At 41.3% G+C, this 14,534-nt stretch carries 8 protein-coding genes; 7 read left to right on the plus strand and 1 reads right to left on the minus strand.

The genetic code is table 11. The features are described from left to right. Window positions 1-20 precede the first annotated feature (20 nt). From prpC to H5162_RS02060, 6 genes are all read left to right on the plus strand, one after another. Window positions 21-1,145: a 2-methylcitrate synthase gene (prpC, locus tag H5162_RS02035; RefSeq protein WP_145233600.1), complete on the plus strand. Its 1,125-nt coding sequence runs from the start codon at window positions 21-23 to the stop codon at window positions 1,143-1,145. A 146-nt stretch (window positions 1,146-1,291) separates the two neighbouring features. Further along, window positions 1,292-3,898 carry a Fe/S-dependent 2-methylisocitrate dehydratase AcnD gene (acnD, locus tag H5162_RS02040; RefSeq protein ID WP_182734856.1) on the plus strand — a complete coding sequence of 869 codons (2,607 nt, stop codon included), beginning with the start codon at window positions 1,292-1,294 and terminating at the stop codon, window positions 3,896-3,898. Window positions 3,899-3,909: 11 nt separating this feature from the next. After that, window positions 3,910-5,085, plus strand: coding sequence for a 2-methylaconitate cis-trans isomerase PrpF (gene prpF / locus H5162_RS02045; RefSeq protein WP_145233606.1), 1,176 nt, complete (start codon window positions 3,910-3,912; stop codon window positions 5,083-5,085). A 433-nt stretch (window positions 5,086-5,518) separates the two neighbouring features. After that, window positions 5,519-8,584 (plus strand): hypothetical protein, encoded by a 3,066-nt coding sequence (locus H5162_RS02050; RefSeq protein WP_182777510.1) that lies wholly within the window; start codon window positions 5,519-5,521, stop codon window positions 8,582-8,584. A 57-nt stretch (window positions 8,585-8,641) separates the two neighbouring features. Continuing rightward, the gene (locus H5162_RS02055) at window positions 8,642-9,733 is read left to right on the plus strand and encodes a hypothetical protein (RefSeq protein WP_145233608.1); all 1,092 of its coding nucleotides are present in this window, start codon (window positions 8,642-8,644) and stop codon (window positions 9,731-9,733) included. A gap of 9 nt (window positions 9,734-9,742) precedes the next feature. Continuing rightward, window positions 9,743-11,620, plus strand: coding sequence for a hypothetical protein (locus H5162_RS02060; protein ID WP_182777512.1), 1,878 nt, complete (start codon window positions 9,743-9,745; stop codon window positions 11,618-11,620). A gap of 43 nt (window positions 11,621-11,663) precedes the next feature. Here the strand turns inward: H5162_RS02060 and H5162_RS02065 are convergent, their stop codons facing one another. Beyond that, window positions 11,664-12,500 (minus strand): ABC transporter substrate-binding protein, encoded by an 837-nt coding sequence (locus tag H5162_RS02065; protein ID WP_259398171.1) that lies wholly within the window; start codon window positions 12,498-12,500, stop codon window positions 11,664-11,666. A 544-nt stretch (window positions 12,501-13,044) separates the two neighbouring features. On the opposite strand from H5162_RS02065, the gene H5162_RS02070 reads away from it, so the two are divergent. Then, window positions 13,045-14,532: a SulP family inorganic anion transporter gene (locus H5162_RS02070; RefSeq protein ID WP_182777514.1), complete on the plus strand. Its 1,488-nt coding sequence runs from the start codon at window positions 13,045-13,047 to the stop codon at window positions 14,530-14,532. Window positions 14,533-14,534: the final 2 nt, after the last annotated feature.

Genomic DNA, 14,534 nt, shown 5'->3' on the forward strand with positions numbered 1-14,534 from the left:
AATTCAACAGGAGACACATCATGGTAGATAAAGCATTAGGCGGCGCAGGACTTCGCGGACAAGTAGCAGGCCAAACAGCACTTTGTACAGTAGGGCAAACCGGTTCAGGCTTAACGTATTGTGGTTACGACATTGCAGAGCTTGCTGAAAAAGCGCAGTTTGAAGAAGTATCTTTCCTACTTTCGCGCGGTGAATTACCGACCTCTGCAGAGCTTAGCGAATACAAAGCTAAACTAAAAAGTTTACGTGGTTTACCACCGGCACTGAAAACTGTACTTGAAAACATTCCAAAAGACGCGCATCCAATGGATGTTATGCGCACAGGGTGTTCTATGTTAGGTAACCTTGAAATGGAGCATGACTTTAGTCAGGCTAATGATGCCATTGACCGTATGGTTGCGGTATTCCCAAGCATTATTTGTTACTGGTATCGTTTTACTCACGACGGTGTGCGTATTGAAACACAAACTGATGATGACTCAGTTGGCGCGCATTTTTTAACGCTACTACATGATAAAGCGCCATCAGAGTTATTTGCTCAAGTGATGAATGTATCGCTGATTTTATATGCAGAGCATGAATTTAATGCCTCAACCTTTACTGGTCGCGTTTGTGCATCGACATTATCTGACATTCACTCTTGTGTAACAGGTGCCATTGGCACGTTACGTGGCCCATTACATGGCGGCGCGAATGAAGCGGCAATGGATATGATTGAAGGCTTTAAAGATGCAGACCATGCAGAGCAAGAAATCATGGGCATGCTGGAGCGTAAAGATAAAATTATGGGCTTTGGTCACGCAATCTATCGCGAATCAGATCCACGTAATGTGATCATTAAAAAGTGGTCTGAAAAACTCGCTGCAGAGCTAGGCGACGAGGTACTTTATCCAGTATCAGTGCGCTGTGAAGAAATTATGTGGCGTGAGAAGAAGTTATTTTGTAACGCAGACTTTTTCCATGCATCGGCGTATCACTTTATGGGCATTCCAACTAAGTTATTCACCCCTATTTTTGTTATGAGCCGTGTAACAGGCTGGACCGCACACGTAAAAGAGCAACGCGCTAATAACCGTATTATTCGCCCAAGTGCAGATTACACTGGGCCAGAAGCGCGTAGTTATACGCCAATCGAATCACGTTAAGACTATTAAAGGTGGGCGAAAATACGCTCACCTTTTATTTTTTGCACATTGCCACTAGCGCATAGTTTTTAAGGCCTCTTTTTTCATACATCCCTTAAACACGCTATACGTGTGCGACCACCGTCACCAAATTAGCGAGTCTTGTAATGACTATCATAAACAATACTAAATACAGAAAACCCTTACCTAACTCTAATGTCGATTATTTTGACACCCAAGCTGCAATTGATGAAATTAAGGCTGGTGCGTACGCAGCCTTACCCTATACATCACGTGTTTTAGCAGAGAATTTAGTACGCCGCTGTGAGCCGCAAATGCTAACCGCAGCACTGTCGCAGCTTATCGAACGCAAACAAGATTTAGATTTCCCTTGGTATCCCGCGCGCGTAGTCTGTCACGATATTTTGGGACAAACAGCGCTGGTTGATTTAGCTGGCTTGCGTGATGCCATTGCAGCCAAAGGCGGCGATCCAGCTAAAGTTAACCCAGTAGTACCAACACAGCTGATTGTTGATCACTCATTAGCCGTTGAATACGCAGGGTTTGATCCTGATGCTTTTGAAAAAAACCGCGCTATTGAAGATAGACGTAACGATGACCGTTTCCACTTTATTAATTGGACTAAAACTGCGTTTAAAAATATTGATGTGATCCCTCCGGGTAACGGCATTATGCATCAAATCAACCTTGAGAAAATGTCGCCGGTGATCCAAAGCCGCGATGGGATTGCTTTTCCTGATACCTTAGTCGGTACTGATAGCCACACACCGCATGTTGATGCGTTAGGTGTCATTGCAGTAGGTGTTGGCGGCCTTGAAGCCGAAAGCGTGATGCTTGGCCGCGCCTCTTATATGCGTTTGCCTGATATTATTGGTGTTGAACTCAGTGGCAAACGTCAACCGGGTATTACAGCAACGGATATCGTGCTTGCGATCACTGAGTTTTTACGTGGCCAGCGTGTCGTATCAAGCTATTTAGAGTTTTATGGTGAAGGCGCAGATGCATTGACATTAGGCGATCGCGCTACTATCTCAAATATGACACCAGAATTTGGTGCCACCGCAGCGATGTTTTATATCGACCAGATGACCATTGATTACTTACGCCTAACAGGACGTGAAGAAGAGCAAATTGCCTTAGTTGAAAATTACGCAAAAACTACCGGTCTGTGGAGCGACAGCCTAAAAACAGCGCAGTACGATCGGGTATTAAAATTTGATCTATCAAGCGTTGGCCGCAATATTGCTGGACCGTCAAATCCGCATCGCCGTGTTTCAACCAGTGATTTGGCAGCGCAGGGGATCTCTGGGGTTGTTGAAAATGAAGACGGTTTAATGCCGGACGGTGCCTGTATTATTGCTGCTATCACTAGTTGTACGAATACCAGTAATCCACGTAACGTCATAGCAGCTGGTCTTATTGCGCGTAATGCAAATGCGAAGGGCTTAACTCGCAAGCCATGGGTTAAAACCTCATTAGCACCGGGTTCAAAAACAGTGCAATCGTATCTTGAAGATGCAAAATTACTGTCAGAATTAGAGCAACTTGGTTTTGGTATTGTTGGCTTTGCGTGCACTACGTGCAACGGTATGAGTGGTGCGCTTGATCCCGTTATTCAACAAGAAGTGATTGATCGCGACCTATACGCCACGGCTGTGCTCTCTGGTAATCGTAATTTTGATGGCCGTATTCACCCATACGCTAAGCAAGCATTTTTAGCGTCTCCGCCATTAGTAGTTGCCTATGCCATTGCAGGAACTATTCGTTTTGATATTGAAAAAGACGTACTCGGACAAGACCAGCAGGGCAATGACGTAACCTTAAAAGATATTTGGCCATCAGATGAAGAGATTGACGCAGTGATTAAACAAAGCGTAAAACCTGAGCAGTATAAGAAGGTTTACGAGCCGATGTTTAATTTAACCGTTGATTACGGTGAAGATAACGACCCACTTTACGATTGGCGCCCACAAAGTACTTATATTCGCCGCCCGCCATATTGGGAAGGCGCACTCGCTGGTGAGCGTACCATGAAAGGTATGCGCGCATTAGCGGTACTTGGCGATAACATCACAACTGATCATTTATCACCGTCAAATGCAATTATGGCCAGTAGTGCAGCAGGTGAGTACTTAACGCATATGGGTGTGCCAGAAGAAGACTTTAACTCGTACGCAACGCACCGCGGCGACCATTTAACTGCGCAACGTGCAACCTTTGCTAATCCTAAATTACTTAATGAAATGGTGATTGAAAATGGCGAAGTGAAACAAGGCTCATATGCCCGTATTGAGCCTGAGGGCACAGTTACTCGGATGTGGGAAGCAATCGAAACCTATATGCAGCGCAAACAACCATTAATTATTGTTGCAGGAGCTGACTATGGCCAAGGTTCTTCTCGTGATTGGGCAGCCAAAGGCGTGCGTTTAGCAGGCGTTGAAGTTATTGCTGCAGAAGGTTTTGAGCGCATACACCGTACTAACTTAATTGGTATGGGTGTATTACCGCTGGAATTTAAAGCGGGCACTACCCGTAAAACGCTTAAGCTAGATGGTAGTGAAAGTTACGATGTAACTGGTGAATTAACACCAGGTGCGAGCGTTAATTTAACGATTACCCGCACTGATGGTGAAGTATTAAATGTGCCAACAAAGTGCCGTATTGATACTCAAGAAGAACTATCCATTTATGCTGCAGGTGGCGTATTACAACGCTTTGCTCAAGACTTTTTAGAAGCCACGCAAAGTGTATAAGGAAAACAGTCATGACATTTAAACCACAAATTAAAGTACCTGCCACCTACATGCGCGGTGGCACTAGTAAAGGGGTATTCTTTAATCTCAGCGATTTACCAGAGGCTGCACAAGTGGCAGGTTCTGGGCGAGATAATTTATTGCTGCGAGTGATTGGTAGCCCAGATCCATATGGCAAACAAACCGATGGTATGGGGGGGGCTACTTCTAGTACCAGTAAAACCGTTATTTTAAGTAAAAGTGAGCAAGCTGATCACGATGTTGATTACTTATTTGGCCAAGTTGCTATTGATAAAGCGTTTGTTGATTGGAGCGGGAACTGCGGCAATTTAACCTCTGCAGTTGGCGCATTTGCAATTAGTAATGGTCTTGTTGATGCTAGCCGTATTCCAGAAAACGGTATGGCTATAGTGCGAGTTTGGCAAGCTAATATTAAAAAAAGCATTTTAGTGCATGTGCCAATGACCAACGGTGAAGTACAAGAAACGGGTGACTTTGAACTCGACGGGGTGACATTTCCCGCCGCTGAGGTGAAATTAGAGTTCATTGATCCAGCGGATGGCGATGGTGCGCTATTTCCAACAGGCAATGTGGTAGATGAACTAGCAGTCCCTGAGTTTGGTGTACTTAGAGCCACTATGATCAACGCGGGTATCCCTACTATTTTTGTTAATGCAGCAGATATCGGCTATACCGGCACTGAACTTCAAGATGATATAAATAATGACGAACAAGCATTAGCTAAGCTTGAGTCTATTAGAGCGCATGGGGCAGTTAAAATGGGCTTGATCGCTCATATTAGTGAGGCGGCAGCGCGTCAACATACACCAAAAGTGGCATTTATTAATAAACCGATGACATATCTAGCTTCAAGCGGTAAAGAAATTCACAGTGATAATATCAACCTACTGGTACGTGCCATGTCGATGGGGAAACTTCATCATGCCATGATGGGTACTGCCGCTGTTGCAATCGGCACCGCAGCTGCGATAGCAGGATCGCTCGTTAATCTTGCAGCTGGTGGCGGTCAGTTGAGCGAAGTTAACTTTGGTCATCCGTCAGGTACATTAACTGTAGGCGCGCAAGCGATACTTCAAAACGGTAAGTGGCAGGTTACCAAGGCCAGTATGAGTCGCAGTGCTCGTGTGCTAATGGAAGGCGTTGTCCGAGTACCTGAGGTCAATTAATTAGTGAAATAAAACTAAAAGTGGCAGTCAGGCCACTTTTACATCCATATTTATGTGAAAAAATGTAAACAGCATTGCGTCAAATTGTATTCTTTGGTTGATATTTCCCCTAAAGTTAGTCCCTCAATGAGTTTCAAAAAAAAACAGTGTTTTTTTAATTCTTTGTTTTTAAATGTTTTTTATTTTATTTCTTTTAACTTGTGTTAAAAATGGCAGTGCTAGTTAGATGCATATTTACAGGTGTAATTAAAATTACATTTTTTTATAAATTGTCATATATTGGTGGTAAGTTGATAACATGTAATAATAATGTGGTTAATTGCGTTAATTTGATACGGTTTTATACATAATTTTAACTTAAATGACTGTTGATATTAATATAGGCTACGATTTCAGTAATGCTATTTGCTAACAAGCACCCTAGGAGATTTTCATGGCGAAAAGAATAATTAAATTTACCCCAATTGCAGCCTCGGTTGCATTGACTCTCGGCCTGACCGGTTGTGGCTCAGAAAATGATAATAACTATAACAAGCCTGAACCAGTTACAGTATACAAAGGCGAAGTCAGCACTAATTTTAATACCCAAATATCGGGGAAAGCTGTAAAAGGCGCGTTAAAAAATGCCAAAGTGACAGTATCTACTGTTGATGATGCGGGGGAATCTGTCCCAGTAGCTTATCGTTTAGAGGCTGCATCTGATGCAAGCTATACTGCAGAATCGACAACTTCACAAGCAGACGCTGATGCCAAAGCATTGGCATTGGTTGCGGCAGCTAATCCAACAGAGACAATGACGTCAACCAGTGGTGCCTATAATATTTATCTAGAAGACGGCTTTTCGGGTCCGCTTTATATTACGGTGAGTACGTCGAAAGAAGATGACAGCATGGTCAAGTGTGATTCATTTACCGGTTGTGGCAGCTATGATGAAACCCCAGCAGCATCTGAAGTCGCTGGGATGATCAATAATGGCGATGCCGCGATTGATTTTGGCGAATGGTACAAAGATGATCTTGAATTACAAGTTGTTAAGTTTATTAAAGCTTCACCAGCACCAGCAAGTGCTCGTGGTATTAATTTCGCGGAGGGTGATGGTACTGGTGTGCAGCAGTACTTTGCTAATGTGACTTTATATACGAGTATCGCAGCAAAAATGTTGTTAGACGGTGCTAAAGATGGTTCAGCAGTCTCAGATGAAGCAGTTGCAGCGGCAAGTTTAAAAACATTAATTCAAGTATTAGGGCCTGATACAGCAATTAAAGCCGCTTCTTTACTTGGTGATATTTCTCTTGGTGGTGCGGTTGATTTCAGTGATATTGGCGAAGGTGATTCACTGGATGCAGGTACTTTGGCATTAGTTCAAACTGCCGTTTCATTGCAGTCTGTCGCGGGGGCGGGTGCCAATGGCTCATTAAAAGACCTGATTGCAAGTCTATCTGCAGCTGTTAAAGAAGGCAAAGTAAGCAACAGTGACAATGAAATTGTCCAGAAGATTGCAGCTGAGTTACAAAAAGCAGTTGAGAATACCAGCCTTATTTTTGCCGCAGTAGTTACAGGTGAAGGTATTGATGAAGCATTTGCTAAAGTTGCTGAAAACTTAGGTATTACCGATCCTGATGAAATTGCAAAACTCAAAAATAAAGCCACCAAAGCTGTTGAAGATGTGCAAGCAAAAGCAAAAGATAAAGGGCTTGATAAAGATTTAAAAGAAACCGCAAAAGAAGTTAAAAAAGCATTAGAGAAAATTGGCTGTGAAGATAACTGTGATGCTGGTGATGATCTAACAGCTAAAGTAGCGGCTGAGTTAGAATTACAAGTTACTGCAACAACTGCTGCATTAACTACGTCTACCGACTCAATCGCTGTTGGTACTGCTGAATTGACAAAAGTGAAAACGTTGGGTGATGCTGGTTTAGAAACAACCGAGCAGGTTTTGGCTTACAGTGCTGATGTGTTTACGTTATCAGGGAGCAAGGCGGAATATAGCCAGTTACAAGTAGAGCTTTCTGCTGCACTTGCTTCAACACAAGGGATTGCAACAACCGCCGCAAGTTTAGGTGAGCAATATCAACAATTAGTTGATAAAGCAAACTCGTTAAGTAGCGCTGTTGCAACCCAACTCGCAGCGGTTTCAACTTTAATTACGGGGATTGATGCTGAGGTGGTTCGCTCTAATGAGGCTGTGACTGCATTAGGCATCGATATCGACGTTGCAAAAAGCAATGTGACTATCGCAAGCAATAACCTAGATGCTGCTGATTCTGCGGCAATGATTGCGCAAAGTGATTTAGCAACAGCTATGATTGCAGTTGCCGCTGCAGCGATTGACAACAAAGCTAATGCAGAACTTGCTTTGTCATCCGCTCAAGCTGCAATTACCGTGGCTACAGCGACTAGTGCAAAAGCAGCCGAACTCGCTAATGCGGCAGTACAAGCTGAGGTTGCTGCTGCTGCATTAATGGATATTGCCGCTGAAGCGAGTGATAAAGAGATTGCTACAAATTTATCTGCAGAAGCTAAACTCAGTGCTACATTAGCCACAAGCGTTAGCAACGAAGCAGATACTGCTTTGAGCAGTGCAACCTCACTTGAATCTGATGCCCAAGCAGCAATTGCAACATTTACAGTATTAGTTGATGTTAAAGCAGGCACTGAGAGTATTCGAAATGCAACTTTGGTAACGAAAACAGGCGGTCGGGCATTATTTGATACTGCCGAAGTTATTTATGATGTGCTAACAGAAGCTTGGGACTTAGGAGATGAAGCCACTGGTGTTGTTTCTACACGATATCCTAATTGGACGTATAGCTTTGATAAAGATGCATTAGAGCTAAATCTTGTTAATAGTGAAAATGGCGATAAGATCAACGTTAATGGTTCTATCAATAATAAAGCAATTGTATTTGCGTTTGGCGGTATGATTGAAACAGTTGATGGTGCAAAAGTTAGTATTGAAACACTTGATGATATGGGTGAGGCTTTACAGAATTGTATCGACGCTAACAGTGGGACTATTCCTAAAGATCTATCAGATTCTTGTTTAGTAATTAACTTTGAAGAGGAAGTTTCAAGCGATACGGCTGTTGATGGAAATGTGTTATCAGTAGATGGCTGGAGTCGTGTTGAAATAGTTGACGGTGATTCAGGATTTATTGGTACATTAAGCATATCTGGCGCAGATGTAACAGAGCTTGGCATGATCAGCGCAACAGGTGTTACAGGTGATATTGATTTCACTGCGATGTTATCTGTTGATTGGGCAAATGAAAATGATAATTATGCCGTTGATATCGAGTTACATAATAGTATTGGCTATACACTATCTTTGATGGCAGAAGAGGGTGAGGACTTTATGGGTAGCGTAAATGCTAACTTCGCAGGTGCGATGATGAAGTTTGGTACAGTAACAGAGATCACAAATGGTATTTCTGTAGAGTATATTGATGGTGAAGTTATCGATTACACTGATATTAGTTTTTTAGATTCATCGAAGTAACGTAAAAATAAGAGGGAGAGTCGTTCTCCCTCTTAAATAATAACAAGTGAAATAAGTATGAAAAAAAAAATTCTCACGTTAGGATTTTCCGCTTTTTTAATTACCCCTATTAGTTACGCTGCAGAGCAGTTTCAAGTCTTTACCACATTCGATTCAGAAGTGTATACAGAAGCACAACCTGTCACTGCCTTTATTGACGACTTTGATGCTCCACTTACATCAGGTGATAGCGCATTTACTTATAATGTGTTTGAGTTTGGCGTTGGTTATGGAAATTTTAAAGTCGGTTATCAAAGTCGTTTTGATTATGTTTTAAGTTTTGATCCGGATACTGCTGTTTACTTTCATACCGAAAAAAATGACCTTCCTTTTGAAGATAGAAATTATGTTTATTACCTAGACGGTAAGCAATCAACCACCAATGGATTGTTTGTTTCATATGATTTCAAATTTTTAGACTCTGACGCATTAACAATAACGCCTAAATTAACGGTTTTTGCTAGTACGCATTTTCAAGATATAAATGTAGAAGGTACAGTTTATAGTGATGAGATCCAAGGCGCATTAACAGTTGACTCTTATTTTTCGAAAGATATTTTATTTAAGCGATTTACTCCTGATGAGAACCCATCCGGCTTAGGGTACAGCGTTGATTTAGCAGTTAATTGGAAAATAAATCAAGACTTAACCATCGGCCTTCTCGCACAAGACTTACTGTATGAAACCGAGTATAAAAAAAGTGGTTTTGCAAATGGTTATACAACAGAGCTCCCATTTACTGAAAACGATGATGGCGATATTGCTACTGAGCCTACAATACGCTTAGCAACGTCAGAGTATGGTAATGAAGTTACACATAAATTTGATATGCCGGTGCGCGTTAAGGTTTATGCGGATTATCGTATTAATGATTTGTTTTCTTCAGAGCTGATGGTTAAACAATTTGATCAAGATACGTTTTCTCAATTAAAAGCACGCATGCACTTTTGGGATCATTGGGCAGTTATTGGTGGTTATGAAATAAAAAGTGAAGCATTTTTGCTGGGTATTGAGAACGATTATTTTGGTTTTAATATACAGACCGATAATCTCGATATTGATAAAGCGTATTATGCCAATGTAAATTGGTACCTGAAGTTAGCGTTTTAAGGACTTGTGATGTTTAAAAAACTTATATCAGTTAGTTTACTTATGTCATTAGTTGGTTGTGGTGACTCATCAGATAATGGCACAACAAACACTTTGCCTGTCATGCTGACGTCCTCCTCGGTAAGCTTTTATATTGCGCCTTGGCAATCCACTGCGGGTACGTTAACACTCATTAATGATAACACGGGCTCTATAGAAAATATTGACGTTGCAAATATTAATGATGTGACTTTACCAACCACAACTTTAAATTTTCATCATGTTGAATTTACCTCAAATGCAACGACGTTAACATGTCCAAGTTTTGCAGGTTGTGGTCGCACAGTGAGAAACAACCCGAATGATCAGAATTCTAATCGTCGCATTGATTATCAAGAAGTGATGGATGTGACATTAAGTTACCGTGCTGATTTTTTTGCAGCCCCGGGCGAAAATAAGGTTTATTTATCGCCGATCAGCTCAGTGATTAGCGACAATAACTTAGACATAAGCATAACCACACAAAGCTTGAGTGCGACACCTTTTTATCACCTCACTCATAGTCAGTTGAATGACAGCCTTGAAGCTGAGTTGCTTACTAATGCACTGACTTTTGGTGTGATCTTAAAAAGAGCTGCGGATATCGAGGCGAGTTTAAATACAGCCAATAATACGGTGGTAGAACAACAGGCCCAGTTAGCAAGTTTGCCACTTTATCGTACTTTTGCAGATCGCTATGTGTCAGAGAATTTACTTAATGAAGATGGTAATCAATTATTGCAATCCGTCGTTGGAGAGGTCAAACAAAAGCTAGTTATGATTGGGAATGCTAGCAATATTTCGCCACTAGAACGAGATGAAGAGCAATTACACTCTCGTGAGTTACTCGAAGATGTGCGTAATATAATAGGTGTGGCACGCTTACAAGAGCAAACGTACAGTGATGAGCTCAAACAAAAGCTAACTGAATTTGAAACAATATTAGGCGAAGACTCGCAACAAACTATTATCGTTTTAGCGAATGTGCTTTATGACGTGCTCTATAACTTTTCGCCATTAAATAATACCGACGCAGGAGTTTATAATTTACAGGGACTGACAATAAACTACCAACAATCCCCTTATTCTTGGGCTATTAGTGGCCAGTATGATGAGCATGACGTACAGCTAGATTTAAATATTCCACAATGGCAAGTAAGTGGACTGCTGGGTAATAAAGTATCCGGTATTATTAGTGCGAAAGTGATAGGCAAAGATGCTCAACTAAACGCCGATGTGAGTGATTTAGTGTTGTCATTTGATGGAACTGACGATCCATTTTCAAATGATCAAAGTGAAACAACCGGGCAGCTGAATATAGAGACAAAGGTTTCATTAGAAAGTGCCAATAGCGGCGTCTTAACCGGTGATATAAAGCTAAACGCTGATCGCTTCGTTACTCCTTTTGAAGAGCTTGTGACAGTGGTATCTGGCTTTGACTTTAAAGGTCAGCTTGTTAGTGAAAATCAAACGACACAGTTTAACCTACAAGCAATAGAAGCAACGCCATTTATAAATGAAGCTACACAGAATCTTGCATTTGCTGTGCAATTGATAACGCCATTAAATGGCGCACCGGATTTTCAGTTTGCTTATGTTGGTCGTTTGAATCGTTTAGCTGATATTAGCAATGCAGAGATTGCCTTACGGCTAAAGGATAGAGCACTTGAAATTAACTTACGTACTGTTGGCAATAATATTAATGCCGTGATCCACGGTGCTCAAGGTCGCTGGTTAGATGTTAAGCAAAAAGGTCGAAACTACAGTGGTGGATTATATTTTGGCGATACACAAATCGCAGATGTAACAGCGGTAAGAGGGGTTCCTGGTATATTATTTCCTGATGGGACATTTGAGTCGTTGTTTTAATAATATATAGGCGCTTATTTGCTAACATTTAAGCGCCTTATTTTTAGCTGCTACATTGTTTTTTTTCTTCAATATAGCTTGAAAGTGCTCCTTGCTCTTTCATTTTTTTTATCTCGTTATTGAGATCGGCTAAAATTTCCTGCCAATATGGGTTTGCTTTACTTACTGTGTAATAGAGGGGTTTGTAACCTAGAGGTGGGGACAATACCATTAGAGCAGTTTTCATTTGTTGTTTTTCTTTTTCGGAGGCAGCAGACTTTTCAATGCTGGCAATCAACACGTCAAAATCAGCTACAATTAGGTCTACCCGTAGGCTCATAAGTAAATGAATTTGCTGAAACTCATTATTGGCAACAATGGTATTAATTTGTTTTGAGTCAATTAGTTTATCGAGTTCTGGGGTGTTTTTATATGCTCGGACAACACCAATAATTTGATCTTTTATAGACTCTACACTGCCGTCATAGTTTGAGTGGCTGCCATTTAGTGCGACTAGTGACAAGTTTCCACCTGGAATAGCCGAGGATAAAGCCATTAAATCATTGCGCGTTTTATTTGGCTTATTCTCTGACATAACATTATTATCAATAAAATACTCAGGAAATAAAATATCTGCATGACCTAATTCGGCCGCTCTTAGTGCTCGGGCCCATGGGAGAAACTCTATATGCACTCCATAACCTTTTTGTAGTAGTAGTTTAACGGTTAGTTGAAATAGCCAACCGTTGTTACAAAGTGATTCATCAATATAAGGGGGCCAATTTAAAGTGACTAGTTTTAAAAGTTTCTTTGCTTCAATATTGTAAGCATAGCCATATTCATATCGTACTGCTGGAGCAACGATTGTTTGATCACCGACTTGGTAAGAAACAGGGGTCATAGTCGCTTTCGCGAATCCACTAAACAACAATAGAAAGACTAAGTACTTTTTCATTTATTTGATAAGTTTTTGTAATTATTCTTAAAGTTTAGTCGCATATATGTATTTAACAACTTAAAAAGACGATAACTAAAATGTATTTACAATGTTTATCGTTGCAGCCGTTTGAGAAGGAACGGGTAAATGATGGCATGTTTTTTTATGTGTTTTTATTGGCAAGGTAAGGAGTGACAGCAGCTGTCAGCGCCTACACAAAAGTTACTTGGCTTGCTTAAAAATACGTTAGATGCAAGAATAAAGACGATAATTTATTCATTCTACATAAGGAACAATGTTTTGCGTTTAACGCCGCCCTAAGTTATTCCTCCTCTAAATCACCGCTGCGTGATACCTATATACCAAACATTGGTAGGCGCTTATGTGCCGTTTTAATAAATAAAAAAACATTAATGAAAATGCGGTTGTCATCGTTTAGTAAAAGCATTGTCGGTGTTTTATTGACTGCTGTATGGGCGTTAATGTTAACTACATGACAAGGTTTTTTATGTTAGAAAAAATAAAACTAGATTGGCTTTTTAACATCCGAGGGGACTTACTAGCAGGTACTGTGGTGGCGCTTGCGCTCATACCAGAAGCGATTGCTTTTTCTATTATAGCGGGCGTGGATCCTAAAGTCGGTTTGTATGCTTCATTTTGTATTGCCGTGGTTATTTCGATAGTGGGTGGACGACCAGGGATGATTTCTGCCGCTACTGGCGCTATGGCTTTACTGATGGTTACCTTAGTTAAAGAGCATGGTTTAGAATACCTTTTGGCGGCGACATTACTCACCGGTGTGATACAAATTATTGCAGGCTATTTAAAACTGGGGAGTTTAATGCGCTTTGTGTCTCGCTCCGTGGTTACAGGCTTTGTAAATGCGTTGGCAATTCTTATTTTTATGGCACAGCTGCCGGAGCTGACGAATGTAACATGGCATGTATATGCGATGACGGCTGCGGGTCTTGGGATCATTTATTTATTCCCTTACTTACCGGTGATAGGCAGAACAATTCCATCACCACTAGTGTGTATCGTGGTTTTAACTTTGGTTGCAATGTTGGTAGGACTTGAGATTCGAACTGTTGGCGATATGGGCCAGTTACCAGATACCTTACCAATATTTTTATGGCCTGATGTGCCTTTTAACCTCGACACACTGCTAATAATTCTTCCTTATTCATTTGGCCTTGCTGTCGTTGGTTTATTGGAGTCGATGATGACAGCGACAATTGTTGACGACTTAACCGATACCGCTAGTGATAAAAATCGTGAATGTAAAGGTCAAGGGATCGCGAACATAGGTTCAGGTTTAATGGGAGGAATGGCCGGCTGCGCGATGATTGGCCAGTCGATCATTAATGTAAAATCAGGGGGACGTGGCCGCTTATCAAGTTTTACCGCGGGTACTTTTCTGCTACTTATGGTAGTGTTTTTAGATGAATGGCTAAAGCAAATTCCAATGGCGGCACTGGTTGCCGTGATGATAATGGTGTCGATTGGCACCTTTTCTTGGAATTCACTGCGAGATTTAAAGAAAAACCCATTATCAAGTAGCATCGTAATGGTTGCTACGGTCGTTGTTGTTGTCGCAACGCATAATTTGGCCATGGGAGTATTGGTCGGTGTGCTATTGGCGACACTATTCTTCGCCAATAAAATTGGTCGTTTTATGGTTGTAAAGCCAGCGCAATCATCGGCTGATGAACGAGTATACCAGGTTGTTGGACAGGTGTTTTTTGCATCCTCAGAGCAGTTTATTGAGTCGTTTGACTTTAAAGAGGTCGTTGCTAAAGTAGTGATTGACTTAACTCATTCGCATTTTTGGGATATTACGGCAGTGTCGTCGCTTGATAAAGTTGTGATTAAATTTAGACGCGAAGGTGCAGAGGTCGAGATTATTGGTATGAGCGACGCGACAGCAACGATTGTTGACAAATTTGGCGTTCACAATGACCCTGAAGAAGTTGAAAAACTCATGACAGGCCATTAAGG

The sequence above is a fragment of the Pseudoalteromonas sp. SR41-8 genome, assembly GCF_014163915.1.
Taxonomy (GTDB): Bacteria; Pseudomonadota; Gammaproteobacteria; order Enterobacterales; family Alteromonadaceae; genus Pseudoalteromonas; species Pseudoalteromonas rhizosphaerae.